We start from the raw sequence: 26,552 nt of genomic DNA, 5'->3' as shown, positions 1-26,552 counted from the left end.
AATAATTATTTAATTTTCAAGAGAAACTTTAACGATAGCAAACTGTGCCAAGTTGTCTGTGATTCAACTACCAACTTTGTATTAAGACGAAAATCGCATTTTGGGGGTGTTAGTTATGAATGTAGATGTTAAAAATGAAAATGCTATTGAAATAATGTAATTTTTGATCAAATATATTTGTAGTGTTTTCGTTTTTAGGTTTTGGCAATGAAAAGCAAAGAGAAGAAAAACAAAGTTAAGCGTCAAATTGTCACGGCTGCTTTAGAGTTGATGAGTGAATCCGGTTATAAAGCAGTATCGATGCGGATGATCGCCAAGCAAGCCAATATTGGTGATGCCACCATCTATAACTATTTTGCCAACAAAGAAAAAATTCTGGTGGCGATCTTCGAGCTCAAGTTTGATCAAACCTTACAGGAAATCGAGCAGGTTGAAGATTTCGAAGAGTTTGGGCTGCAAGAAAAGGTACAGTGTTTATTAGAAACCAACCTATCTTTGCTGATTGAAGACCGAGAATTTATTGCTGAAGCGGCAGACATCGCGTTCTCGATCGCCACGGTGAAAACATCGCTAATGGCGGGCTTTAAACGTCGAGTGAACGAGACATTTGCCGATTATTTAGAGCAATCCTATCAAGCTGAGGAGTTTGAACCACAAGCGGGAAGTAGCTTTATCGCCTCTTTATTTTGGGACTACTATCTTGGCGTTATTATGTATTGGTTAAATGACGACAGTGAAGAATTTACTCAAACTACACAACTTATCGATCTTAGTACCGCGCTTGCGCTAAGCATTCTGCAGAGTGGGGTGTTAAACAAAGCTGGCGATATGATGTCTTTCTTATTCCGCCATCATATGTTCTCTGGTTTTGAATACTTGACCAAAGCCATGGGAAGCCTACGTCCACTTCGCCGAGGTTAATCATGGCTGACATTCCCACTGGAAAGCTGGCAAGAGCATCGCTAGTTGGTAAAGCTGCGTTAAAAGTTGGCGTTCATTCTTTGAAAAAGAAAACGCTAAAAAAGAAAACGTTGAGCAACAAAACCTCGTCCAATGAATCAGAGAGTGAGGTTTTTGATCAGGACATGGGGCGAATGATTTTTTCTGTCTTGGCCAAGCTGCGTGGTGCTGGTTTGAAAGTCGCGCAGATGATCAGTGCTGAACATACTTATCTACCCGAGTCGTTTCGCAATGAATTATCCAAAGCGTGTTATCAAGCACCGCCAATCAATCGAGCATTGATACGCAAGGTAGTCCAAACCCAACTGGGACAAGCGCCTGAATTTGTGTTTCAGAAGTTTGAGAATAAACCTTTTGCCGCCGCGAGTTTGGGACAAGTGCATTTAGCTCAAGACCATCACGGCAATAAATTGGCGGTGAAAGTGCAATATCCTGGTATCGCTGACAGTATCCGCAGTGATCTCGCTCTATTGAAGCCTATGCTGAAAAGCCTGCCTAAACATTATCAGCTGCAACACCTACTGCCTGAAATTGAGCAGCGGCTTTTGGAAGAGGTGGATTACTTACATGAAATGGAAGTGAGCCAGCAGTTCAGCAAATTGGTCGATTCACATCCCAAATTGTCGAACGTTCAAATACAACAGGTGTTACCGGAGTTAACGACCAAAACGTTATTGGTTTCCGAGTTTATCGAGGGGCAACACCTTGACCAATGGGTTGCCGAAAATCCCGACAAAAAACTCAAGCAAAACGTCGCTCAATCTCTACTGGATTTTTTCTTCATCGGCTTGAAGCACAGTTCACGGCTTCACTCAGATCCTAATCTGGGCAATTTTTTGGTCACTACCAATGGGCAACTTGCCGTTATCGACTTTGGGGCCAGTTACCCAATTAGCGCTGAAGTATCGGCAAACTATCTAGCGTTACTCAAAGCGTTTCGCGACCAAAACCTAAATGACATCCAAACTGCCATTGAACGGTGTTATTTGGGCGGGAAAAAGCAAAAGTGGTCTGAAAATGTCACTCAGTCTTTAAAAGTCTACGCCGACTGGAAATCCCAGTTTTTCCGTGAAGGTGGATTTGATTTCTCGCAACATCCAGATTACTTGCAAGAAGGTATGAAGGCGGGCTATCAAGCCTTTCAGAGTGAAAAATGGGTGTTTGAGCCAGATCCTGACGTCATGTTTATTGAACGTGTTCTGTTTGGCTATTTACAAATGTGCCAGAACTTAGGGGCACATGTGCATCTTTGTTTGGATGAACTCTCTTTGGATAAGGAAGAACCATGATCGAGAACTATTTTTGGTTAGCTGCCGGTGGTATGTGTTTATTGACTGCATTTGTCCATTTAATTGCAGGGCATTATTCCATTGTAAAACCTTTTATTGAGGCGTCAGTGTCGATGGAAGTTAAAAGCACATTGTATGCTTGTTGGCATATGGTGACGGTAGCCTTATTTGTCTCGTCTTTTGCCTATTTCTGGGCATCCTCTAGTGAGCAGGAAGTCGGATTGGTGAGCGTAATATCGGCCATGTTTGTATTGTTTTCAGTGTGTTTCATCTTGGTCGCTCGTTATCTATTCCCTAATCGGTCTTTAATGGTTTTGCCGCAATGGTTACTGCTTTTACCTGTCGGTTTATTGGGCTTTGCAGGAGTTGGGCTATGAAGGTTTTCTTATTTGCAGGTGTATTTAGTTTGTTGGCGAGTGCTGCGCACATTGCCGTCATTATTGGTGGGCCAGATTGGTATCGATTTTTTGGCGCAGGAGAGCAAATGGCGGTTATGGCGGAGCAAGGAAGTCGCTATCCCGCTTACGTTACGATTGCCATCGCGGCTGTTTTGTTTATTTGGGGGTGGTTTGCGTTTGGTGCAGCTGGCTGGTGGCCAAGGTTACCTTTCACGAAATGGGTATTGTGGTTAATTACACTGGTGTTAATGGTAAGAGGGCTTGGTGGGCTGTTGTTAGTGGTCAGTGGTCAAGGTGAGTTATTTGGTCACACCAACACCTTTACCTTGATAAGTTCAATTATCGTAAGCGTCTATGCCATGGCCTATTTATTTGCGGCCAAAAACTTTCACCTTCATTCTAGCTAAAACTAGTATGGAGCTTCTGTAGAGGGAGCTCCATACTTTTTTAGGAACTATAAGTTTTCTTCTGCAAACTCTGCGAGTCTGCTTCTCACCACACCATTGAGGTGGATGTTGGCACTGCCCTCGAAGTTCTTAAACCGCTCTACCATGTAAGTTAAGCCTGAAGTGACAGGCGTTAAATAGTGGGAGTCGATTTGTGCCAGGTTACCTGAACAAACGATTTTGGTCCCTTCACCACAGCGCGTGATGATGGTTTTTATTTGTGAAGCGGTTAAATTCTGGCACTCATCGAGCAAGACAAAGGCGTTTTGAATTGAGCGGCCCCGCATAAAGTTGATCGACTTGAACTGTATATTGGCTTTATCACAGATGTATTTTAAAGAGCCTTCAGTACAGTGATCATTCTGATGCAGCACTTCGAGTGTGTCGGTAACCGCTGCTAGCCAAGGCAGCATTTTTTCTTCTTCGGTTCCCGGTAAAAAGCCAATGGATTCTGCGATGTCAGGCGTGTTTCGCGTCACGATGATTTTGTCGAAGCGTTTAAATTCGACGGTTTGTTCTAACGCTGCTGCCATGGCTAGCAGGGTTTTACCACTGCCTGCCGCACCGGTGAGAATCACCAAGTCAATGTCTGGGTCTAACATGGCATCCATCGCCATGGCTTGGTAGATGTTTTTAGGTCGAATGTCCCACGCATTGCGATTCATTAAACGTTCGCGGCTGTAATCTTTTAAAGTGATGGTTTGATCATCTATGTGCTGAACACGACCAACAAAATCACTGTCATCATCGATGATGTATTGGTTGATGTACGTGGGCTCAAATGGCTCTCTTGCAAGGGTGTGTAAGGTATTTCCTTGGCAATTTTCACTAGTAACGTTGTCGACATTATCCCAAAAGTTGCCATTGACTTGCTGAAAGCCCTTAGTCAGATATTGTACGTCGTCAATGAGCTGATCTGAGCGATAATCGTCAACATTTCGGACACCAGCCCCTTTGGCCCGCAGCCGCATATTAATGTCTTTGGTGATCAGAACAACGTCACGTGGCGCCCGCTTATTTTGTAAGTACAAAACGGCGTTTAGGATACGATTATCGCCTTGTTTGTCAGGGAAGGCTTTGACGGTTTCTTGCAGTTCGAAGTCGGACAATATGGAAATAGTGCCGCTGTTGTTGCCTTCTTTGTGGAACGGAATACCTTCGGAGATTTCATCTGGTGTGGCGTCGCGAAACAAGTCTTCTAGCGCACGGATAGCGACTCTTGCATCTCGCGCTACGTCTCGTTTCGAATCTTTAATTCGGTCTAATTCCTCCAAGACCGTCATTGGGATGACCACGTCGTGCTCGTGGAATGAAAAGATAGCCATTGGCTCGTGTAGCAGGATGTTTGTATCAAGAACAAACAGTTTCCGATCAGTATCGCCCATGAGTGCCTCCATGCCGCGCAGCGGCGTTGAGTAGGATGCTTGCAACTCGATAAGCAGATTGGGTAGCACACCGATAGCCTATCGATGGTCGCAAACCTGTTTAGATCAAAATTGAACTTAACTGTCGATTAGGTGATGCATTCTATGTGCCACAGCCATTTTTATGACACTCCTTTTGTCACTAAAAAATGCATTCCTTACAGAAAGTATAAAAGCACAATTGACCTCATGCAGGTTTCAAATAGCCATGGCTTGATGACAATTTGATGTCAGCCAAAAGCACGAGAAAGTTTTCTGCCAAACTGGGTGCTTTGTGCGTGACCTTGCTCACAAGCTCAAGTAAGATGAGCGCCTTTTTCCCCTCGTCCTATTTCTTGTAGACGGAGTGGGTGATAGAGAACTGTTGATTGGTGGTTCAATGAGTTATTGAGCGAGCCATGATCAAACACAGTTTTCCTCTATTTGAGCGCTATATTTAGACGCTATCGCCATCTAAAATGAATAAAAACACTCAGAGGTAATGAATCGATGTCATTTGCTATTGGACAACGTTGGATTAGCGATACAGAAAGCGATTTAGGTCTAGGGACCGTGGTAGCCATAGAAGATCGCACAGTGACATTGATGTTTGCTGCTTCTGAAGAAAACCGAGTATACGCTAAACACGATGCGCCAGTGACGCGAGTTGTGTTTAATGTGGGCGACCAAATTGAAAGCCAAGAAGGTTGGTCACTACTTGTCGACAGCGTGGTCGAAGATAATGGGCTATTGACCTATGTGGGCCTTCGCGAAGACACTGAAGAGCAAGGCGTTGCATTGCGTGAAATCATGCTGAGCAACCAAATCCGAATCAGCAAACCGCAAGACAAGTTGTACGCTGGCCAGATTGATCGCATGGATCATTTTGTACTGCGCTATCGCGCGCTAGAAAACCAGTATCAGCAACAAAAAAGCCCAATGCGTGGCCTGTGCGGTATGCGCGCAGGACTGATCCCTCATCAGTTGTTCATTGCCCATGAAGTGGGCCGCCGACACGCACCACGAGTTTTACTCGCCGACGAAGTGGGTTTAGGTAAAACCATCGAAGCGGGTATGATTATCCATCAGCAAGTATTAAGCGGCCGTGCACAACGCATCCTAATTGTGGTGCCAGAAACGCTCCAACATCAGTGGTTGGTCGAGATGATGCGTCGATTCAATCTGCATTTTTCTATTTTTGACGAAGAGCGCTGTGTTGAAGCTTATGCCGAAGCTGAAAATCCATTTGATACTCAGCAATATGTTCTGTGTTCTCTCGACTTTTTGCGAAAATCGCGCCAGCGCTTCCAACAAGCACTAGAAGGTGAATGGGATTTACTGGTTGTGGATGAGGCGCATCACTTAGAGTGGAGCGAAGACAAACCGAGCCGTGAGTATCAAGTGATTGAAGGTTTAGCAGAACGCACGCCGGGTGTGTTGCTGCTGACGGCGACACCAGAGCAATTAGGACGCGAGAGCCACTTTGCTCGATTACGCTTGCTAGATTCCGATCGTTTTTATGACTATCAAGCCTTTGTTGAAGAAGAGTCGCATTACGCGCCAGTGGCTGATGCTGTTTCAGCTTTACTGGCGGGTGAAACGCTAGATAACGAATCGAAAAACAAAATTACTGAGTTGCTGTCTGAGCAAGACATTGAGCCTGTATTCCGAATTCTTGAAGGGGATTCTAGCGACGAAGACAAAGCCTCGGCGCGTCAAGAGCTGGTCGATAACTTGATGGATCGTCATGGCACAGGTCGAGTTCTGTTTAGAAATACTCGTGCTGCGATTAAAGGCTTTCCGAAACGAAATGTTCACTTGTTGCCGTTAGCTATCCCCAACCAATACACAACTGCGATGCGAGTTGCAGGCATGTTGGGTGGGCAAATGTCTCAAGAAGCGCGTGCTTTGAAAAACTTGTATCCAGAAGAAATTTTTCAAGAATTCGAAGGTGACAGCGCCAGCTGGTGGCAGTTCGATACTCGCGTTGATTGGTTGATTGAAAAAATTAAAGACAAGCGCAGCGAAAAGATTCTGGTTATTGCGTCTCGCGCCAATACCGCTTTGCAACTAGAACAGGCGCTGCGAGAGCGTGAAGGCATACGAGCGACCGTTTTCCACGAGGGAATGTCAATCATCGAGCGCGACAAAGCGGCCGCTTATTTTGCGCAAGAAGAGGGTGGTGCCCAAGTTCTCATTTGTAGTGAAATTGGCTCCGAAGGTCGAAACTTCCAGTTTGCTAATCAGTTGGTGATGTTCGATTTGCCATTCAACCCAGATTTGTTGGAGCAACGTATAGGTCGATTAGATCGCATTGGCCAAACCCGCGATATCGATATTCATGTACCGTATCTTCAGGACACAGCACAAGCCATCTTAGCCAACTGGTTTGATCAAGGTTTAAACGCGTTTACTGATACTTGTCCAACGGGGCGCGCAGTTTATGAAGCCCACGCTGATTCACTGATAACTATGTTGGCAAGTGTCGATAGTACAAACTTAGAAGAAGTTATTGCCTCGTCACAAGCGCAAAACCAGGCGCTTAAATCTGAGTTGGAGCAAGGTAGAGACCGCTTGTTAGAAATGCATTCTAACGGTGGCGAACGAGCTCTCAATATTGCCGAGCAAATTGCAAGCACGGATGGTGATACTAACTTGGTGACTTTTGCCTTGAGTTTGTTTGATACCATCGGACTCAACCAAGATGACAAAGGTGAAAATGCTTTGGTGGTTACACCATCTGAGCACATGCTGGTTCCGAGTTACCCTGGTTTACCGTACGAAGGCGCCACCATCACATTTGACCGCGACACGGCCTTGTCGCGTGAAGATATGAACTTTATCAGTTGGGAGCACCCAATGATTCAAGGTGGTATCGACTTGCTGATCAGTGAAGGTATTGGTTTAGCAGCAGTATCACTACTTAAGAACAAGGCGTTACCAGTCGGAACTTTGTTGCTTGAACTTGTTTATGTGGTCGATCCACAAGCCCCTAAATCGTCAGGCATTCAGCGATTTTTACCGCCGACCCCAATTCGATTGATGATGGATGGCAAGGGCAATGACCTTTCTGGCCAAGTTGAGTTTGAGTCATTCAATCGTCAGTTAAGCCCGGTTAATCGCCATATGGCGAGCAAACTGGTCGGGTCGGTGCAAACGCAGATCCATCAACTGATCGAAGCATCAGAGAGTGTGATCGCGCCAAAAGTGGAGCAAGTTCGCCAACAAGCGCACCAGACCATGCATGATGAGCTAAAAAATGAGTTGGATAGGTTGAACGCGCTCAAAGCTATTAATCCGAATATTCGAGAAGACGAGTTAACGGCTATTGAAAGTCAGATGACTAATCTCACCAAGTTAATTGGCGATGCTCAATATCGACTGGATTCATTGCGTATGATTGTCGTGTCTCACAACTAACTTCAACGAGGAGGCTCAATCTTAGGATTGAGCCTTTTGCTATGCACATTTATCACCCACCTACGGACCCTTGGTTAACCATTAGCTATCAAGATGACGATATTTTGATTGCTAACAAACCATCTGGTTTGTTATCTGTACCGGGCCGGCTGGAAACTCACAAAGACAGCTTATACACCCGACTGCAAGAACACTTTCCGGAAATTCAGCCTATTCATCGATTGGACATGGATACCTCTGGGCTGATGTTGTTTGCCAAACACAAAGACGCAGAGCGAGCGCTAAAAAAACAGTTTCAATACCGGCTAACCCACAAGGTGTACTTTGCCCGGGTATGGGGTAAGCCCGAGCAAATCTGTGGCCAAGTTGAATTACCGTTGATTTGTGATTGGCCCAATCGACCAAGGCAAAAAATCTGCTTTGACGAAGGAAAACCTGCGCTTACCCACTATCAAGTTCTGGAAAGCGACGGACAAACCAGTGTTGTAGCCTTGTTCCCGATAACAGGGCGCTCCCATCAATTGCGAGTGCATATGCAAAGCTTAGGTACACCCATTTTGGGGGATGAGTTTTATGCTCGCCCAGAAGCGTATCAAGCGTCTTCGCGGCTAGAATTACATGCCAGTGAATTGAGTTTTTATCATCCCCAATCTCATCAGCTTGTATGCCATTGTGTACCTTGTGATTTTTTTCACACAAGTCAAAGATTTTTGCAGAGCTTTTTTAAGCCTATGCCAGACTTACCGGATTACAAAACCTTACCGAGTGCATAACAAGGCTAGTCCCAATGAGTCACCTAAACATCGTATTTTTAGATAGAGCGACCATACCTTCCCACATCACTATTCCGGCCCCCAAAATTCAGCACAATTGGACGGAGTACAGTGCGACCAAAACCAATGAGGTATTTGAGCGAGTTAAAGATGCAAATGTGGTGATTACTAACAAGGTTGTATTAGGTCGAGAAGTCTTGGCCCAGTTGCCAAACTTGAAGCTAATTGCGGTCTCGGCTACTGGCTACAACAACGTTGATATTGACGCGTGTCGCGATCTTGGAATTACGGTTTGTAACGTACAGGGGTACTCCGTTCGTTCAGTGCCTGAACATGTTATTGGTAGTATTTATGCGTTGAGACGTAATCTATTTGCTTACCACAAGGATATTCAAAATGGCGAATGGCAACGCAGTGGACAATTTTGTTTCTTTACTCATCCAATTGGCGATGTGGCGGGGTTAACATTAGGTATGATCGGCTACGGCGCTTTAGGAGAAGCGACTGCGTCTCTTGCCAAAGCGATTGGAATGCAAGTTTTGGTTGCTGAGCGCAAAGGGCAAGTATGCCGAGATGATCGTACGCCCTTTGAAGACGTACTGAAGCGCTCAGATGTTATCAGCTTACATTGTCCGCTATCTGCAGAAACAGAAAATCTCATCGCCGCCCCAGAATTAGAATTAATGTCAAATCACAGCTTGCTGATTAATGCCGGCCGTGGCGGTTTGGTGGACGAATTGGCTTTAGTGGAAGCGTTAAAAACAGGCAAGATAGGTGGCGCAGCGGTGGACGTGTTTACCACAGAGCCAGCTGGTCAAGATAATCCTCTGATTCAAGAACAACCTAATCTACCCAACTTATTACTTACCCCTCATGTCGCATGGGGCAGCGATTCGTCCATCTCTCGACTCTGCCAAATCCTGATCGAAAACATCGACGCCTATTATCGCGGAGAACCTCAAAATACAGTGGTTTAATCACGCGCTTCATAAAAAAATTAATGAAGGGGTGACCTGAGGGTATGTCATTACTGAGACGAATTTTCATACCCGTTACCCGCACCGAGAAGTGACTCGGTATAGTTGGCGGTTTTTTAGTCGCCTTGAGTTTAAATTGTTACGCTTTGTCGCTTGATTAAGACAAAGGATTGTAACCATGAGACATCCCTTTCATCGCAACCCAGTGCGATTTAACGGAGCCGGTAGCGAGTTTTTTGGCATTTGGATTGTCAACATCCTTTTGTCTATCGTCACCTTAGGAATCTATTCCGCTTGGGCCAAGGTTCGCACAAAACGTTACTTCTATGGTCAAACAAGTTTGGCTGGTGACAATTTTGAGTATCACGCGAAACCGATTCAAATCTTAAAAGGACGTATTGTCGCCTTCATCTTGGTCGCGATTTGGGTGGCCTGTCAGTATTTTTATCCTGAAGTTGCTCCTATTTTTTTAGTTGTGTTTTACTTGCTACTTCCTTGGATGCTATTTAACAAAGCGCGATTTGATTGCGCAATGACCAGCTATCGCAATGTACGTTTTTACTTTGATGGCACCGCTTCCGAAGCTTATCGAATTATGCTGTTGAGACCGATTCTTGCCTTGATTGGCTTGGTGGTGTTTGGTTTTTTCTTCGGAATCATGGCGCAAACTAACCCTATTATGATGGTTGTCTTATCTATCGTTGCGTCTATCTACTTTGTATTTGTCAAAGCCTGGATTATCAGTGGTATGTGGCAGTACTTTGTTGGCAATGTGATGTACGGTAATCAAGATTTTTACTGCGATATAGAAACCAAACGATTTGCTGGCATCTACTTTAACGCGGGTTTTATTGGCTTTATCATTTTTGCTGCCATTGGCTTGGTGCTGTATTTGTTTAGCGCTGATATTGTGATGTCTCTGAGCGATTTTGAGTCTTTGGCCGCGTTGGCAACACAACCTTTCTTCTTAGCTATAGGCATTGTTCTCTATGCCTTGTTAACGATAATCGGGGTTTATCTTTCCGCGTATGTGGTCACACGGACCCGTAACTATGTGTTTGAAAACACTAGTATCGATGCTGGCGGAAATCGCGAACTAAGGCTTGATTCCAATATGTCTTCACTCGAATACGGATGGTTAATTATCAGTAACTTTATCTTGCAGTTAATCACAGTGGGACTGGCTCGCCCTTGGGTGATGGTGCGAACTAGTCGATACTTAGCCAGTTGCACAACCCTTATTGGTGATCTCTCCGTGTTTGAAGTGGAAGGCGAACAAGCTGAACAAGAAAAAGCAATGGGAGATGAAATCGCTGAAGCCTTTGATTTCGATTTTGGATTAGGAACATGAGAATAATCGGGACCGCTTTTGCGCCCAATTCATCGCGGCGCAGTCCCGCGACATTAATCACGTCTTCTCTGCCATCGCTCATGCTACAAGTCGATGGACAGGTCATTAGTTCACATTTATCAAAGACGGAAATTTCCGAGCCGCTCGGCAGTACACCGGTGAGGATGACATTTGATACGGGGTGGGCATTTGTTGCCGATAACCCCAAATTATTGCAAGCGATCCGGCCACAGTCTCTGCAATCTCGCTGGGTTCGAATGATAGAAAGTAACTGGTTGGCACTGTTAGCCGGTGTCGTGTTGCTGTTGTCGTTGATATGGGTTGGCTACCGCTATGGGATTCCTGCCGCCTCATCTCAGATCGTGGAATGGATTCCTAAAGAGGCCCAGCAAAGCTTTGGTGAGCATGTTCTAGAAAGCTTAGATGAGGAGTTTTCAGAGAGTGAATTGCCAGATAGTGAACAAGCGGCCATTCGAGAACGTATTGTACAGTTTCAACAGCAACTTCCTCCTCTTCCATTTGAACTTCAAGTCCATTTTCGAAATGGTGAAGGCATGGTGAACGCCTTCGCGTTACCTGGTGGCAATATAATTTTGACTGATGAGATCATCGAACTGGCAGAGCAACATCAACAGCTCGATAGTGTGATCTTACATGAAATAGGCCATGTGCATTATCAACACGTAATGAATAGCGTGGTTGAGACCAGTTTGCTTGCGATAAGTGTTGCCCTATTAACCGGGGAAGCGAGTGGGGCATTAGACACCTTAGTTGGCGTTGGCGTCGTGGTACTTGGTAATGGTCAATCACGTGAACATGAACGAGAGGCCGATCAATACGCTAAACGAAACATGCTATACATCTACGGCAGTGCTGAGCCTATGGCAGAGATGTTTGAGAAACTGCATGCCTTAGAGACATATGATGTACCAAGTTGGTTATCGACGCATCCAGACACGGAAGAGCGAATTGAACAGATAAGAAAATAACCTTCAACTGAAGTGATATGAGAAAGAGCTTAAAACTGAGATTCAGGTTTAAGCTCTTTTTTATTGCTTATCGTTATCATTAATCGGCTATTAATCACAAATTTATGTAAACCTTGATTTTTATATAGGTAGATTTTGTGCAATTGAATGCATCTGGATTATGCTAGACAGCTTTGAGCGTGAGGTATTTTTTAAACGCATTTTTTCTTTTAGGTTGGATATAGGTATGGATAAAACAACATTAAAATTTAAAGGTAGTGGGAAAGAGTTTTTTGGAATTTGGATAGTGAACATTCTGCTTAGTATTGTCACTCTCGGGATTTATTCCGCGTGGGCTAAGGTTAGAACCAAGCGATACTTTTATGGCAACACTTTTATTGGTAATGACAGTTTTGAATATCACGCCAAACCCATGCAGATTTTAAGAGGCCGCATTGTGGCCTTTGTTGCAGTAATTATTTGGTCCGTTTCTAATACTTTTTTCCCTGTGGTTTCTTTGGTTTTGCTTTTGGCATTTGTGGCAATTGTACCTTGGCTACTATGGAGTAACGCCCGTTTTGATGCCTTTATGACAAGTTACCGAAATGTTCGCTTCTCTTTTAATGCATCAGTTAAACAAGCCTACATGACGATTTTGGGACGTGGTTTGGGCGCGTGCTTAATCATTGCTATTTACTTTGCCATTACTGGAGCCGTGGCGAGTGTATCCTTTGTCGCAATGGCGGTTTTGGCGGCGCTTTCGGTGGTCATGTTTATCTTAGTGTACGCATGGGTTATCGCTGGGATGCATCAGTATTTTGTCAATGGTTACCAATATGGTGACTGGCGCTTTAGCTCTGAAATCACTACCAAGTTCTTTGTTAGTACTTATCTGAAGGCTTTGGCTGTCGGTGTCGTTGTATCCTTAGTGGTTTCTGTTATCACTTTCTTGAGTGTATTTGGTGGCTTTGATTTGGACTTAATACAAAGTGGTATGGGGCAAGAGATGCTTGATAACAGCCTTGGTGCTGTATTTTTTGGATATGCCGTGATGTTTGCTCTTATGTTGTCTTTGACCGCCTATACAGCGACCAAAGTTCGCAACTACGTCTTTTCTCAGCTTTCACTTCATCATGAACAAGCTGCTGAATCGACATTTACGTTTGAATCTCACTTAACCGTGAAAAGTTATCTTTGGTTGATTATTTCCAACTTTTTGTTGCAAGCGGTAACGATTGGATTGGCAAGACCTTGGGTAATGACTCGTACTTCTAACTACTTAGCTGAGCGAACTGTAGTTGTTGGTAATCTCGATGATTTAATTTCGATTGGTCAAGCGTCAGATATCAATTCCGCCGTGACGGATGAACTAGCTGAAGCGTTTGATCTAGGTTTAGGTATCAGCTAGATCCATTGGCACATAAAAAAGAAGCTGGTCATAGAACCAGCTTCTTTTGTACTGAGTGTAGGTGGTGCAGCAATAATTACAGTGCCGCGATGGTGACCTTTTGTTCTTCTAGCTTCACTAAGGCTTCTTGGTAACCTGCGAGCTTTTCACGCTCTTTGGCAACAACCGCTTCAGGTGCTTTGGCAACAAAACCTTCATTGCCTAACTTACCCTCGATACGTTTGATTTCACCTTGTGTCTTTTTGATTTCGCCATCAAGACGAGCCAGCTCAGCATCTTTGTCGATAATACCTGCCATTGGGATCAGCAATTCAGATTTCGCCACAAGAGCCGTTGCACATGCTGGTGTTTGTTCACCTTCTGCCAATACGCGAATTGACTCAAGCTTTGCCAGCGAAACTAATACCTGCTCATTAGCTTTAACGCGTTCTGCATCCAAGCTATCTGCAGCTTTCAGCATGACTTCCAGAGGTTTGCCTGGATTAATATCATACTCTCCGCGCAGGTTACGGATACTAGTAATAAATGATTTTACCCATTCGATATCATCAACCGCAGCTTGGTTTACGTTAGTTTCATCAAACTGAGGTAGTGCTTGCAGCATGATGGTGTCGCCTTCAACACCGTCAACCAGTGGTTTAACACTCTGCCAGATTGTTTCGGTAATGTACGGAATCACTGGATGTGCTAAACGCAGTGTTTTTTCCAACACAGTAATGAGTGTACGACGAGTACCACGCTGCTCAGCTTCAGAGCCTTTCCATAAAACAGGTTTAGTTAATTCTAGGTACCAGTCACAGAATTGATTCCAGATGAACTCGTATAGCGTGTTAGCAGCCATATCAAGACGGAAGTTTTCGATGTGAGTATTGAAATCTTTTGCAGCAAGCTCAAATTGAGACTCGATCCACTTGTCTGCTAAAGAGTACTCAACGTCTCCGCCAGCAAACCCACAATCTTGCTCTTCAGTATTCATCAACACATAACGGCTGGCATTCCACAACTTGTTACAGAAGTTGCGGTAACCCTCTAGACGCTTCATATCCCAGTTGATATCACGACCAGTGGACGCCATCGCAGCCAAAGTAAAGCGCAATGCATCGGTACCATATGGTTCAATACCATTTTCAAAGGTCTTACGTGTGTTCTTTTCAATTTTTGCGGCCAGTTTTGGCTGCATCATATTGCCAGTGCGTTTTTGAACCAGAGACTCAAGGTCAATACCATCAATCATGTCGATTGGGTCAAGCACGTTACCTTTGGATTTCGACATCTTGTCGCCATTTTCATCGCGAATCAGACCTGTCATATAAACCGTTTTGAACGGTACTTGTGGCTTGCCGTTTTCATCTTTCACAAAGTGCAGCGTCATCATCATCATACGCGCAACCCAGAAGAAGATGATATCGAAGCCTGATACCAGTACGTCTGATGGGTGGAATGTCTTTAAGGCGTCCGTGTTTTCAGGCCAACCTTGGGTACCAAATGTCCAAAGTGCTGATGAGAACCAAGTATCCAATACGTCGTCGTCTTGGCGAAGTACAACAACCGGTGCCAAGTTATTGTTTGCACGCACTTCTTCTTCGGTACGGCCAACATAAACGTTGCCATCGTTGTCATACCATGCAGGAATACGATGACCCCACCAAAGTTGGCGTGAAATACACCAATCTTGCACATCGCGCATCCATGCAAAGTACATGTTTTCGTATTGCTTAGGAACAAACTGGATATCACCGTTCTCAACCGCTTCAACCGCTGGTTTCGCAAGTGGCGCTGTGCGCACGTACCATTGGTCGGTTAACATTGGCTCGATAACTACGCCACCACGATCGCCGTAGGGTACAGTTAGATCGTGATCTTTAATTTCGTCTAGTAGACCCAGTTGATCAAATTCAGCAACGATCGCTTTACGCGCTGCAAAACGCTCAAGTCCACGGTAAGCTTCTGGCATATCCGTGCTGTATACATCAGTTTCTTCACCATTGGTGTTGAAGACTTCCGCAGCGTCACGGATATTGGCATCAAAGGTAAAGATGTTGATCATCGGTAGTTGATGACGTTTACCAACTTCGTAGTCGTTAAAGTCATGGGCCGGAGTGATCTTTACACAGCCAGTGCCTTTTTCCATGTCGGCGTGCTCATCGCCAACAATTGGAATGCGACGATTCACGATTGGTAGCAAAATTTCTTTGCCAATCAGATTTTGGTAACGAGGATCTTCTGGGTTTACCGCTACACCAGTATCGCCCAGCATGGTTTCTGGACGCGTGGTTGCAACCACAATGTAGTCTTTACCATCAGCGGTTTTTGCACCATCGGCGAGTGGGTAGCGGAAGTGCCACATGTGGCCTTTTTTGTCTTTGTTTTCTACTTCGAGATCTGAGATCGCTGTGTGAAGTTTTGGATCCCAGTTGACCAAACGCTTGCCACGATAGATAAGGTCTTCTTCATAAAGACGAACGAAAACTTCTCTTACGGCATTCGATAGGCCGTCATCCATAGTGAAACGCTCACGTTCCCAATCTACAGATGCGCCTAAGCGACGAAGCTGCTTAGTGATGGTGCCACCTGATTCGCCTTTCCATTCCCAAATTTTGTCGATGAAGGCGTCACGACCGTAATCGTGTTTGTTTTTACCTTCTTCAGCGGCAATTTTGCGCTCAACGACCATTTGAGTTGCGATACCAGCGTGGTCTGTGCCCACTTGCCAAAGTGTATTTTTGCCTTTCATTCGCTCACAGCGAATCAAAGTATCCATAATGGTGTCTTGGAAAGCATGCCCCATGTGCAGGCTACCTGTGACATTCGGCGGTGGGATCATAATGCTGTAAGCATCTTTAGTTGTATCGCCGTGAGGTTTGAAATAGCCTTTTTCCTCCCAAGTTTGATATAGGGATTGCTCTATTGAGGTTGGGTTATATGTCTTTTCCATAGCGTTCTTTTAATGGGGCATCGTTAATTTGGTATTCCTTACACACGCACTCGTGTCTAAGGGTTCTGAATATCTACAGTGCTTAATTGATAGCCAGCTTGACGATAAAGTTTATATCTTTCTCTCGCCAGCTGCTTAGCTTTTTCTTCGCAAGGCACGAAGTCTACCACTTGTACAAACTTTGGCGCAAAAATTGTCGTATTTTGAGCCGCATTGATAACTAATTGGCGGTTCCAGTTTGGTTTTACACCTTGATGGCCAATTTCAATCGGTGAGCCGTATCTAGGGCCTTCGCCAACTAAGTTGTGGGCGACAAAATTTTCGGGCGCGACTTGCCAAAAGCATTCAGCTAACTGCTCGGCTTGTTGGATGTCTTGTACATTGACGTACACCTTGGCGCCTTGCTTGGCAAAGTGATGAGCTAAAAACACCACATAATCGAGAAACCCTGACGTCTCTGACTGAGGTGATTGCTCTTTCACTATGTAGAAGGTCGCATTGTTCAAGGTTTAGTTGCCTTTCAATTAGTCTCAAGTACAAAAAGCACTGATACAAAAAAGGGCCTTACGGCCCTTTTGTTGCTGACTGAATCTTATTCTTCAGTTTCTGAGCCTACTCGGTTTAGTAGGAATTGGACCAGCATAGAGACTGGGCGACCGGTAGAACCTTTGTTCGCTCCCGATTTCCAAGCTGTGCCTGCACTGTCAATGTGTGCCCAGTTGTATTTCTTAGTGAACTTCGATAAGAAACAACCTGCTGTAATCGTACCGGCAGCACGACCACCAATGTTAGCCATGTCAGCAAACGGGCTCTTAATCTGCTCGTGGTACTCATCAGCCATCGGTAAGCGCCATGCACGGTCACTGGCTTGTTCTGATGCATTGACCAATTCGTGTGCAAGAGGGTTGTGGTTAGAGATTACGCCACTGATATGATGACCTAACGCAACCACACAAGCACCGGTTAGCGTTGCTACATCAACCACACACTCTGGCTCGTAACGCTCGACATATGTCAGTGCATCACACAATACTAGGCGACCTTCCGCGTCGGTGTTCAGCACTTCTACTGTTTGGCCTGACATGGTAGTAAGAATGTCACCCGGACGGTAAGCATTGCTACCTGGCATGTTTTCGCAACCCGCTAGTACACCCACAACATTGATTGGGATGTTTAGCTGCGCCAATGCTTTCATTGTGCCGAATACAGAGGCTGCACCACACATGTCGTATTTCATTTCGTCCATGCCTTCGCCTGGCTTGATTGAAATACCACCTGAATCGAAGGTGAGACCTTTACCTACCAATACAATAGGTTTGGCTTCCGGATCCGGGTTGCCTTTATACTCCATGATGGACATCATGGATTCGTTTTTCGAACCGCGACCCACTGCTAGGTAAGAAGTCATACCCAGCTTTTCCATTTCTTGCTCACCAATGATTTTGGTAGTTACCGTTTCATGATCATCGGCAAGGCGGCGAGCTTGAGAGGCTAGGTAAGCCGGGTTAGCAATGTTTGGTGGCATGTTGCCTAGATCTTTCGACGCCTTAACGCCAGACGCTACCGCCAAACCATGACTGATCGCTTTTTCACCCAAGTTCAATTCGCGGCGTGTCGGCACATTGAATACTAACTTGCGAAGTGGGCGACGAGTTTCTGGTTTGCTGCTCTTGAATTGATCAAAAGTGTAAAGACCGTCGTGCGTTGCTTCAACTGCCTGACGAACCTTCCAGTAGGTATCGCGACCTTTAACGTGTAGTTCTGTCAAAAAGCAAACCGCTTCCATCGAGCCCGTTTCGTTAAGGGTGCTGATGGTTTTTTGGATGATTTCTTTGTATTGACGTTCACCTAGTTCACGTTCTTTACCACAGCCAACCAACAACACTCGCTCTGATAAAACACCAGGTACTTGGTGCAATAGCAGCATTTGGCCCGGTTTACCTTCTAGGTCACCGCGGCGTAGTAATGAACTTAAGTAGCCATCACTGATTTTATCTAACTGCTCTGCTACCGGAGAAAGACGACGTGGTTCAAAAACACCAACAACGATACATGCGCTGCGTTGTTTTTCAGGGCTACCACTTTTTACACTGAACTCCATGAGTACTCCTGCGTCTTAAAGACAAATGAATCTAAATGGTGGATAATACAATTTTAGCCGTTGAATTCAGAAAGCTTGCTGAAGTTCGTGTTGGCTGACCAACATTTAGAAAAAATCTTAAAATAAAAGTTTCAACGGGAAATTATAGTGATTCAACTAAAAATACAAGTTTTGTATAGGTGATTTCAGCGTGATTATTGTTAGATATTTGATCCGCGAAACACTCAAAAGCCAATTAGCCATCTTTTTCGTGCTTTTTCTGGTCTTTCTGAGTCAAAAATTCATCCGTGTGTTAGCAGAGGCGACAGACGGAGAAATACCCGCAAAAATGATCCTTTCTGTGGTTGCATTGAACATGCCTGCCATGGGTTTATTGATGTTACCACTCAGCTTGTTCATCGGTATTTTGCTTACCTTTGGCCGTCTTTACGCCGAAAGTGAAATCACCGTGATGAACGCCACCGGTATCGGTAACAAATTCCTGGTTAGAGCAGCCTTGTATCTCGCGGTTATCACCGGGGGAATGGCGGCATTCAATGCTTTTTGGCTGGCACCTTGGAGCCAAGATAAAGAGGCTCAGATATTTGAAGAGTTTCAGGCAGAAAATAGTGTCGATTTGTTACAAACTGGGGTGTTTCAACGAACCCCAGATGGCTCTTCTGTGGTCTTTATCGATGATATTACCGATAAAACGTTAAATAATGTCTTTGTTGCTCAATTAGCGCCTCGAGACTCTATTTTACCAAGTGTGATGTTCTCAACTTCTGGTGAAGTCAAAGAGCTGGCTGACGGACGCCAAGTGATTCGCATGTACGATGGTACTCGATATGAGGGCGTTCCGACTCGTGTTGACTATATGATCACCGAGTTCGAACAGTACCAAGGTTTAATTGGGCAACGTGAAGTGCAACGCGGCGGCCGTGATTGGGAAGCTCTGCCAACACTAGACTTGATTGCGAACCCGCATCCTCATGCGCAAGCTGAATTGCAGTGGCGAGTCTCCTTGGTTTTGTGTATACCGCTGCTGACTATGCTGGTGGTGCCACTTTCTGCCGTGAACCCAAGGCAAGGTCGTTTTGCCAAGATGGGCCCAGCTATCTTGATTTACCTTGCTTACTTCCTTGCTATTAGTGCCACTAAATCGGCGATTGAAGATGAAGCTATTGCCACTTGGATTGGCATGTGGCCAGTCAACATCGCTTTGTTACTCACGGCACTTGGGGCCAACTCTTTAGATAGCGTAACGGTAAGACGTTTCAAAGATAGACTTAGACAAAATAAGGGCGTCTAACTCGTGTTTAAGATTCTAGATCTCTATATTGGCCGCACCATCATTTCTACCACCTTGATGGTGCTGGCAACTTTTATCGGGCTTTCGGCAATAATTAAGTACGTGGAGCAATTGCGCAAAGTGGGCGAAGGAACCTACGACCTACTGCAAGCATTGTTTTTTGTACTGCTGAGTATTCCCCGTGACATTGAAATGTTTTTCCCTATGGCGGCATTGCTTGGCGCTCTGATTGGCTTGGGGATGCTGGCATCAAGCTCTGAGCTGGTGGTCATGCAAGCTTCTGGCTTTTCTAAGTTAGACATAGGCCTGTCGGTATTAAAAACGGCTGTGCCACTTATGGTGCTAGTGACCTTGTTGGGCGAGTGGGGCGCGCCACAAGCACAAAAAATGGCCCGAGACCTGCGTGCTTTTTCTACTTCTGGTGGCGCCTTGATGTCGGTGCGCGCCGGTGTCTGGGCTCGCGATGCCAATGATTTTGTGTTCATCACCAAAATAGAAGAAGAAAAGTTGTATGGCGTGAACATTTGGCGATTCAATGACGACAAACAATTGCAAAACGTATTGTTTGCGCGCAAAGCGAGTTATCTATCCGATAACCGATGGTTAATGCAAGACGTTGAGTTGACGGAATTCGAAAACGAATCGCAAATAAGCAAATCTTCTTTGGCCGATTATTTATGGCGCACTGCTTTAGCACCGGACAAGCTTGCGGTGGTGACGGTGAAGCCAGAGGAGCTTTCACTCAGCGGTTTGTATGATTACGTAAGCTTCTTAAAAGAATCTGAACAAGATGCCGCTCGTTACGAATTGGCATTGTGGCGAAAAATGACTCAGCCTATTTCGATTGCAGTGATGATGCTGATGGCATTGTCGTTCATCTTTGGACCACTGCGAAGTGTCACCATGGGCGCGAGAATTCTATCCGGTGTGATTGCTGGATTTACTTTCTATATTTCAAGCGAGTTTTTTGGCCCGCTGAGTTTGGTGTATCAAATTCCTCCAGCCTTTGGCGCCATCGCCCCAAGTATTGTGTTTATGAGTGTCGCCGTGCTGTTATTAAGGCGTAAATTGTAGCGATAATCCGATTAAAAAAAGCTGCCACGGCAGCTTTTTTTGTGGGTGGAAACTCTATTTTGGCAGAGCTTAAAGTAGCTTCTTGAGTCGATATAGTGCTTCCAGTGCTTGCCTTGGAGTGAGGTCATCTGGATCTATGTCTGCCAACGCGGTTTCCACTTCGCTCGGCTCGGGTATCAAACTAAGTTGGTTGGCAATGTCGACCTTACTGGCTGCTTGCGGCTGTGTGAGTGCTAACGACTCTAACTGGGAAAGCTTGCTTCTCGCATTCTTAATGACAGACTTGGGCACTCCTGCTAATCCTGCCACGGCCAAGCCATAAGACTTACTGGCCGCGCCTTCTTGGACAGCGTGCATAAAGGCGATGCTATCACCGTGTTCTACCGCATCGAGATGAACATTGGCCAGCTGTGGCAGCTGATTGGCCAACTCAGTAAGCTCAAAGTAATGGGTTGCAAATAAGGTCATGGCCCCGATTTGCTTTGCCAGCCATTCTGCACTCGCCCACGCCAAAGAGAGACCATCATAGGTACTGGTGCCTCGGCCGATTTCATCCATCAAGACTAAACTTCGCGGAGTGGCATTGTGCAAGATATTCGCCGTTTCTGTCATTTCCACCATAAAGGTCGAGCGCCCTGACGCTAAGTCATCGGACGCCCCAATACGGGTGAATATACGATCAATAACACCAATTTTTGCTGATTCAGCCGGAACGTAACTACCAATATGAGCAAGTAACGAGATAAGGGCAGTTTGTCTCATGTACGTAGACTTACCACCCATATTCGGACCAGTAATGATCAGCATTTGTCGCTGCGGACTGAGTTGCACTGGATTGGCGATGAAAGGGTCATCCATCACTTGTTCGACTACTGGGTGACGCCCTGCATTGATTTCAATGCCAGAGTCTTCAGACAACTGTGGACGACAGTAATCAAGTGTATCGGCGCGTTCTGCGAGGTTTTGCAGCACATCAAGCTGAGACAATGCAGACGACAAATTTTGCAGAGCAGGGAGTTGCGGCAAGATCAAATCAAACAGTTCTTCCCACAACTGTTTTTCCAACGCCAAAGCTTTCGACTTAGAATTGAGGACTTTGTCTTCGTGTTCCTTTAGCTCTGGAATAATGTAGCGCTCAGCATTTTTTAACGTTTGACGACGCACGTAATGTGGCGGTACTAAATGACTTTGTCCACGGCTCACCTGAATAAAAAAGCCATGCACATTGTTGTAGCCCACTTTTAGGGTATCAATCCCGTGGCGTTCTCGCTCATCCGCTTCAAGCTTTTCTAAATACTCCGTTGCCCCGGCAGCTAAATCGCGCCATTTATCTAATTCTGCATTGTAGCCGCTGGCAATTACACCCCCATCTCGAATCACAACGGGTGGGTTGTCCTGAATCGCGTTTTCTAACAGTTCGCAAAGCTCTGGTTGTGGCGCAGAGAATTCACTGAGTTGCTTGAGATAAGGATTTGCCAGTTCACTAAGAGATTGCTGTAACTCAGGCAGTTGTTGCAGAGCAGAGCGAAGTCTCGCCATATCACGTGGCCTTGCTGAGCGCAGAGCTAATCTTGCTAGGATGCGTTCAATATCACCGATGTGTTTTAAGCTAGTGAACAGTTCGCAAAACAGCGCTGTCTCTTTCAACTCGGTGATAGCGTCTAATCGTTGATTCAATGTAGACAGCTGACGAGTTGGCTGGTGTAGCCAGCGTTTGAACATTCGGCTACCCATTGGCGTTGCAGTTTTGTCCAGCACTTCTGCTAACGTGTTTTCATGACCACCGGCTAAATTTTGAGTTAGCTCTAGATTACGTCGAGTTGCGGCATCCAGTATTACGGAGTGATCTTGCCTATCGAAGGTCAATGAACGTATATGAGGAAGTGCGGTTCGCTGAGTATCTTTTACATATTGAATCAAACAACCCGCGGCACAAAGTCCAAGACCCGCATTTTCGACGCCAAACCCTACCAAATCCTTGGTGCCAAATTGTTGATTGAGCTGCTGTTTAGCTGTATCTAACTCGAACTCCCAGACAGGTCGGCGACGATTACCGTTGCGGCTTTCCAGTAATCTTACAGAAGCGAAGTCTTCTGGGAACAATAATTCTCTCGGTGCGGTACGCTGCAGTTCGGCTAGCATGGCTTCTTCGGTTTCTGGCTCCATGAGCTGGAATCGACCCGAGGTCACATCCAAAGTAGCGTAACCGAATTGGTTCCCTTTTTGGTAGATAGCTGCAATTAAGTTATCGACGCGCTCAGTAAGCAGCGCTTCATCGGTTACCGTTCCTGGGGTAACAATGCGAACTACCTTGCGTTCTACCGGCCCTTTGCTAGTGGCTGGGTCTCCAATTTGCTCACAAATCGCAACCGACTCACCAAGTTGAACCAATTTAGCTAGATACCCCTCAACGGCATGATAAGGCACACCCGCCATCGGAATCGGCTCGCCGCCAGAAGAACCACGTTTGGTTAGTGAAATTTCCAGTAGGTTGGCCGCACGTTTAGCATCGTCATAGAACAATTCGTAAAAATCACCCATGCGATAAAACAGCAAAATATCGGGATTCTCTGCTTTGAGCTTGAGGTATTGCTGCATCATGGGAGTGTGTTTTTGTTCTGACTTCACGGCGTTGTTACTTACTGACAAATTAATGCGTTAAGGATACGTGAATCGCTTTATTGGGAAAAGTGTTGAAGCAGAAACTATTTGACTACTTTCATGACGTTTACTTATCAAATAAATGAGTGTTACTTGTTAAAAAATGATGATGTTTTTTGTCTTGGTGTGGTGAATTTATTCGCTTGGATAAAAAGGATTTGAGCTAGCTCTAATAACCAGTATCAATATTACACAGGGTTGATTATGTCTGTAGTCTTAGGTGTTTTGTTTTTATTGATACTGTTTCTCATCATCAAGAGTATTGTCTTTTTGATGGGGTGTCAGTTTTAAGGCGTCGATGATGACTTTAAGCGAATTTCTCACTGCATTGTTAGCTTTTCCCACAAATATCTTTTTTCTACCTTTAATGCTGTTTGCTGTGCTGTTGGTTGTGGATTTAGCGTTTAACGTAATAGATGGAATCACTGCAGACATGGATTTTGAGCTGGATGCCATTCCTGGCGCTGGATTGATACTGCCGCCGGTGCTTTCAAAGATTCCATTGACAGTGGTGGTCACGGTTACATTTTTTATTGCGACGGTCGTTTCATTTTACTTTGTCGACCTGAGTACTTCGTTTTTAAGCGAAACAATAGCATTGGTTGTAAACATCATAAGCGTACCGGTCACTCTGTATGTATCGCTATTGATCACATCTTGGGTCTTAAAACCTCTTGTTCCTCTTTTCGACAAAACCAAGGCGTTTGCCAAAGTTGAATATGTCGGCTTAAAGGCGAGAGTTCACAGTAGTTTGGTTAATACAGAATTTGGTGAAGTTATGGTACTTCACAATGGCAATGAGTACTTGTTAGAAGCTAAGGTTCAAACGGACGAGCAATTAGAGTTTGGTGCGCAAGTAATCATTGTTGCAAAAGATACCGACGACAACCGATTTGTCGTCGCTAAAGCATAATTAAATAGGTCAGGAGCTAGTTAATGGAAATTTCTCCAAGCATGATTTTTGGTGGGTTTGGCATCGCCTTTATCCTTCTATTGGTGGTATTCATCACTTCACGTTACAAAAAAGTAAGAGGTGAAGGTGATGCTTTGATAGTCAATGGACTTCACCAAACTCGAGCATCGCTAACGGGTACGTTTGTATGGCCGGTCATCAACCAGTTTGAGTACATGGACATCACTCGTAAAAAAATCTCGGTTATCCGCAGTGGTCGAAAAGATCAAGAAGGTGAAGAATACGAAGGCTTGCATTGTCGAGATAATATTCGAGCAGATTTAAAAGTCGACTTCTATATTGGTGTTAATCACGAGGAAGAAGACATCATTCGAGTGGCGAAACTGTTCACTGCTCATGAAGCGTCTAACTTAGACCGACTAAAAGAACACTTCCAACCTAAGTTTTCAGAAGCTTTGAAAACAGCGGTAAAGCAGTTTGAGTTTGAAGAGCTTCTTACGAACCGTCGTACATTCCGTGACGCGGTTGTTCAGGTAATCGGTAGTGAGATGGATGGGTTTAAAATCTATGATGTTGTGATCGACATGATCGATCAAACATCCCTCGACGCCCATAACCCAAATAATATTCTAGATGTGGAAGGTATTCGTAAGATCTCGGAGATCACTGCGCAAAAAAATACTGAAACCAATGCCATTCGCCAAGATGAAGAAACGGTAATCAAGAAGAAAAACGTTGAAGCGGAAGCCAACCGACTTCAACTAGACAAACAAGAGAAAGAAAGCATTGCTCGTACTCAGCGTGAAGTAAGCATTATCAATGCCCAAGAGGAAGCGCTTGCCGCTGAAAAACGTGAAGAATATGAACGTGTTACTCAGCTAGCAAAATTGGAAACTGAAGAAGAAGTCGCGAAGAAACGTGAAAGTGTGCAAATGGAAGTTGAAATGACTCGAATTGCCAACCAACGTCAAGTCGCTATTCAAGAAGAAGAACTCACTCGCGCTGTTGAAACAGAAAAAGTTCGTACGGCGGCGGAAGTTGCTGAAAAAGAAATGCATAAAGAAACTACGGTTGAAGAAGCGCGTAAATCCGTGGCTGAAACACGTTCTCAACGCGTAGAGATAGAAAGAAAGATTGCTCGCGAGGAAGAGGAAACGCAGAACTTACGTGTGAATGAGCAAGTCAACCGTGAAAAACGCGTCAAAATGGTCGAAGCAGAAGCCAGTGCGGAAGCGGCTCAGTTGGAGTTGCTTGTTGCGGCTAGAGCTGAAAAAGAAGCGGCTCATGAACGTGCTGAGAAGGTGCTGATTGAAAACGAAGCAGCGCTAAAAGTTAAAACTCGTGAAGCAGAAAATAGCTTAGCGGTTAAGACTCGTGAAGCGGAAGCCGCACAAATTGTCGAAGTTAAGAGAGCGGAAGCAGAGCATACGGCGTCTGTTAAACGAGCTGAAGCGGAATACGTTGCGAAAGAACGAGAAGCTGCCGCTAAAGAGCGTATGGCTGAGGCAGAAAAGCAGTTTATTAGTGCGACTGGCTTGGCGGAAGTTGAAGTTGATCGTGAACGTGCTCAAGCCATTCGTGAAACTGGTGAAGCGCAAGCGTATACCTTGCAAAGTACAGGTGAAGCAGAAGCTCAAGCATTACGTGCTAAAGGCCTTGCGGAAGCTGAGTCTCAAACTGCTCGATTTGAAGCCGCGCAGCAATACGATGACCATACTCGTGAGCACGACAAGTGGGTTATGCAATTGCAACAAGATAAAGACTTGGAAATTGCCCGTATTGAAGCGCAAAAAGCGGTGGTGGGTGCCAACGCAAAAGCAATTGCTGATTCGCTATCGAAAGCTGACATCAAGTTGTTTGGTGGGGAAGGCATGGAACAAATTCGCCGAACTATCTTGGATGCTGCGGCATTGGATTCTAAGTTCTCAGAGTCTCAAGTGTTAAACCCGCTGGTATCTGAATATGTAGATGGTAAACGCAGCTTGCCGCACGACATCAAAGACATGTTACAAAATACAGATCTCAAGAGTAGCGATTTAAGCAATGTGGCATTAGCTAGCTTACTAAACTCGCAAGGTGGCGCAACGGAACTTCTCAAGAAAATCCAAAGTACTATTTCTACTAACACCGAGCCAGAGTCCTAATCCATTTTTAAAGCTTTCCAACCCCGCCTAGTGCGGGGTT

The 26,552-nt window shown here is 45.1% G+C and carries 19 protein-coding genes; 14 read left to right on the top strand and 5 right to left on the bottom strand.

Annotated elements, in window-relative coordinates; translation table 11 throughout:
• Window positions 1-207 precede the first annotated feature (207 nt).
• The 4 genes from ACXAFJ_RS11585 to ACXAFJ_RS11570 are packed head-to-tail and all read left to right on the top strand — an operon-like array spanning window position 208 to window position 3,054.
• On the top strand, window positions 208-921 hold the full coding sequence (locus tag ACXAFJ_RS11585) for a TetR/AcrR family transcriptional regulator (protein WP_475323550.1): 714 nt from the start codon (window positions 208-210) through the stop codon (window positions 919-921).
• 2 nt (window positions 922-923) lie between these two features.
• The gene (locus ACXAFJ_RS11580) at window positions 924-2,249 is read left to right on the top strand and encodes an ABC1 kinase family protein (RefSeq protein ID WP_475323548.1); all 1,326 of its coding nucleotides are present in this window, start codon (window positions 924-926) and stop codon (window positions 2,247-2,249) included.
• On the top strand, window positions 2,246-2,626 hold the full coding sequence (locus ACXAFJ_RS11575) for a hypothetical protein (RefSeq protein ID WP_475323547.1): 381 nt from the start codon (window positions 2,246-2,248) through the stop codon (window positions 2,624-2,626). Before ACXAFJ_RS11580 ends, ACXAFJ_RS11575 begins: the two co-directional genes overlap by 4 nt.
• On the top strand, window positions 2,623-3,054 hold the full coding sequence (locus ACXAFJ_RS11570) for a hypothetical protein (RefSeq protein ID WP_475323546.1): 432 nt from the start codon (window positions 2,623-2,625) through the stop codon (window positions 3,052-3,054). Before ACXAFJ_RS11575 ends, ACXAFJ_RS11570 begins: the two co-directional genes overlap by 4 nt.
• Before the next feature lie 47 nt (window positions 3,055-3,101).
• Here the strand turns inward: ACXAFJ_RS11570 and ACXAFJ_RS11565 are convergent, their stop codons facing one another.
• A complete protein-coding gene (locus ACXAFJ_RS11565) occupies window positions 3,102-4,478 on the bottom strand; it encodes a PhoH family protein (protein WP_475324114.1) in 1,377 nt (458 codons plus the stop codon).
• A 528-nt stretch (window positions 4,479-5,006) separates the two neighbouring features.
• Here ACXAFJ_RS11565 and rapA point away from each other — a divergent pair.
• The 6 genes from rapA (at window position 5,007) to ACXAFJ_RS11535 (ending at window position 13,393) form a co-directional block, all read left to right on the top strand.
• Window positions 5,007-7,916, top strand: a complete 2,910-nt coding sequence (gene rapA, locus ACXAFJ_RS11560) for an RNA polymerase-associated protein RapA (RefSeq protein WP_475323544.1) — start codon at window positions 5,007-5,009, stop codon at window positions 7,914-7,916.
• Between the two features lie 41 nt (window positions 7,917-7,957).
• Window positions 7,958-8,689: a bifunctional tRNA pseudouridine(32) synthase/23S rRNA pseudouridine(746) synthase RluA gene (gene rluA / locus ACXAFJ_RS11555; RefSeq protein ID WP_475323543.1), complete on the top strand. Its 732-nt coding sequence runs from the start codon at window positions 7,958-7,960 to the stop codon at window positions 8,687-8,689.
• 14 nt (window positions 8,690-8,703) lie between these two features.
• On the top strand, window positions 8,704-9,666 hold the full coding sequence (locus ACXAFJ_RS11550) for a D-2-hydroxyacid dehydrogenase (RefSeq protein ID WP_475323542.1): 963 nt from the start codon (window positions 8,704-8,706) through the stop codon (window positions 9,664-9,666).
• A 178-nt stretch (window positions 9,667-9,844) separates the two neighbouring features.
• The gene (locus tag ACXAFJ_RS11545; protein WP_475323540.1) at window positions 9,845-11,017 is read left to right on the top strand and encodes a YjgN family protein; all 1,173 of its coding nucleotides are present in this window, start codon (window positions 9,845-9,847) and stop codon (window positions 11,015-11,017) included.
• On the top strand, window positions 11,014-12,006 hold the full coding sequence (locus tag ACXAFJ_RS11540) for a M48 family metallopeptidase (RefSeq protein ID WP_475323539.1): 993 nt from the start codon (window positions 11,014-11,016) through the stop codon (window positions 12,004-12,006). Before ACXAFJ_RS11545 ends, ACXAFJ_RS11540 begins: the two co-directional genes overlap by 4 nt.
• Window positions 12,007-12,232: 226 nt before the next feature.
• Complete coding sequence (locus ACXAFJ_RS11535; protein WP_475323538.1) at window positions 12,233-13,393, top strand: YjgN family protein; 1,161 nt, start codon at window positions 12,233-12,235, stop codon at window positions 13,391-13,393.
• Window positions 13,394-13,469: 76 nt separating this feature from the next.
• On the opposite strand, the gene ACXAFJ_RS11530 is transcribed toward ACXAFJ_RS11535, so the two are convergent.
• From ACXAFJ_RS11530 to pepA, 3 genes are all read right to left on the bottom strand, one after another.
• Window positions 13,470-16,328, bottom strand: a complete 2,859-nt coding sequence (locus tag ACXAFJ_RS11530; RefSeq protein ID WP_475323536.1) for a valine--tRNA ligase — start codon at window positions 16,326-16,328, stop codon at window positions 13,470-13,472.
• 56 nt (window positions 16,329-16,384) lie between these two features.
• Complete coding sequence (locus tag ACXAFJ_RS11525) at window positions 16,385-16,834, bottom strand: DNA polymerase III subunit chi (protein ID WP_475323535.1); 450 nt, start codon at window positions 16,832-16,834, stop codon at window positions 16,385-16,387.
• Window positions 16,835-16,920: 86 nt separating this feature from the next.
• Complete coding sequence (pepA, locus tag ACXAFJ_RS11520; protein WP_475323533.1) at window positions 16,921-18,429, bottom strand: leucyl aminopeptidase; 1,509 nt, start codon at window positions 18,427-18,429, stop codon at window positions 16,921-16,923.
• Between the two features lie 190 nt (window positions 18,430-18,619).
• Between pepA and lptF the strand changes: the two genes are divergently transcribed.
• The gene (lptF, locus tag ACXAFJ_RS11515) at window positions 18,620-19,720 is read left to right on the top strand and encodes an LPS export ABC transporter permease LptF (RefSeq protein ID WP_475323532.1); all 1,101 of its coding nucleotides are present in this window, start codon (window positions 18,620-18,622) and stop codon (window positions 19,718-19,720) included.
• A gap of 3 nt (window positions 19,721-19,723) precedes the next feature.
• Window positions 19,724-20,794 carry an LPS export ABC transporter permease LptG gene (lptG, locus tag ACXAFJ_RS11510; protein WP_475323530.1) on the top strand — a complete coding sequence of 357 codons (1,071 nt, stop codon included), beginning with the start codon at window positions 19,724-19,726 and terminating at the stop codon, window positions 20,792-20,794.
• Window positions 20,795-20,863: 69 nt separating this feature from the next.
• On the opposite strand, the gene mutS is transcribed toward lptG, so the two are convergent.
• Window positions 20,864-23,422 carry a DNA mismatch repair protein MutS gene (gene mutS, locus ACXAFJ_RS11505; RefSeq protein WP_475323529.1) on the bottom strand — a complete coding sequence of 853 codons (2,559 nt, stop codon included), beginning with the start codon at window positions 23,420-23,422 and terminating at the stop codon, window positions 20,864-20,866.
• A 334-nt stretch (window positions 23,423-23,756) separates the two neighbouring features.
• On the opposite strand from mutS, the gene ACXAFJ_RS11500 reads away from it, so the two are divergent.
• Together ACXAFJ_RS11500 and ACXAFJ_RS11495 are read left to right on the top strand one after the other, a co-directional pair.
• Window positions 23,757-24,368, top strand: coding sequence for a DUF1449 domain-containing protein (locus ACXAFJ_RS11500; protein WP_475323528.1), 612 nt, complete (start codon window positions 23,757-23,759; stop codon window positions 24,366-24,368).
• Window positions 24,369-24,391: 23 nt separating this feature from the next.
• Window positions 24,392-26,512 carry a flotillin family protein gene (locus ACXAFJ_RS11495; protein ID WP_475323526.1) on the top strand — a complete coding sequence of 707 codons (2,121 nt, stop codon included), beginning with the start codon at window positions 24,392-24,394 and terminating at the stop codon, window positions 26,510-26,512.
• Window positions 26,513-26,552: the final 40 nt, after the last annotated feature.

Source organism: Vibrio sp. ABH4_348 (assembly GCF_056159765.1).
This window is presented reverse-complemented; position numbering and strand designations above follow the sequence as displayed.

Coding starts and splice junctions, on each gene's coding strand:
- ACXAFJ_RS11530 (WP_475323536.1), bottom strand. CDS start 16,328: ATGGAAAAGACATATAACCCAACCTCAATAGAGCAATCCCTATATCAA.
- ACXAFJ_RS11545 (WP_475323540.1), top strand. CDS start 9,845: ATGAGACATCCCTTTCATCGCAACCCAGTGCGATTTAACGGAGCCGGT.
- pepA (WP_475323533.1), bottom strand. CDS start 18,429: ATGGAGTTCAGTGTAAAAAGTGGTAGCCCTGAAAAACAACGCAGCGCA.
- rluA (WP_475323543.1), top strand. CDS start 7,958: ATGCACATTTATCACCCACCTACGGACCCTTGGTTAACCATTAGCTAT.
- ACXAFJ_RS11500 (WP_475323528.1), top strand. CDS start 23,757: ATGACTTTAAGCGAATTTCTCACTGCATTGTTAGCTTTTCCCACAAAT.
- ACXAFJ_RS11495 (WP_475323526.1), top strand. CDS start 24,392: ATGGAAATTTCTCCAAGCATGATTTTTGGTGGGTTTGGCATCGCCTTT.
- ACXAFJ_RS11580 (WP_475323548.1), top strand. CDS start 924: ATGGCTGACATTCCCACTGGAAAGCTGGCAAGAGCATCGCTAGTTGGT.
- ACXAFJ_RS11575 (WP_475323547.1), top strand. CDS start 2,246: ATGATCGAGAACTATTTTTGGTTAGCTGCCGGTGGTATGTGTTTATTG.
- ACXAFJ_RS11585 (WP_475323550.1), top strand. CDS start 208: ATGAAAAGCAAAGAGAAGAAAAACAAAGTTAAGCGTCAAATTGTCACG.
- ACXAFJ_RS11570 (WP_475323546.1), top strand. CDS start 2,623: ATGAAGGTTTTCTTATTTGCAGGTGTATTTAGTTTGTTGGCGAGTGCT.
- ACXAFJ_RS11540 (WP_475323539.1), top strand. CDS start 11,014: ATGAGAATAATCGGGACCGCTTTTGCGCCCAATTCATCGCGGCGCAGT.
- ACXAFJ_RS11565 (WP_475324114.1), bottom strand. CDS start 4,478: ATGGGCGATACTGATCGGAAACTGTTTGTTCTTGATACAAACATCCTG.
- ACXAFJ_RS11535 (WP_475323538.1), top strand. CDS start 12,233: ATGGATAAAACAACATTAAAATTTAAAGGTAGTGGGAAAGAGTTTTTT.
- rapA (WP_475323544.1), top strand. CDS start 5,007: ATGTCATTTGCTATTGGACAACGTTGGATTAGCGATACAGAAAGCGAT.
- ACXAFJ_RS11550 (WP_475323542.1), top strand. CDS start 8,704: ATGAGTCACCTAAACATCGTATTTTTAGATAGAGCGACCATACCTTCC.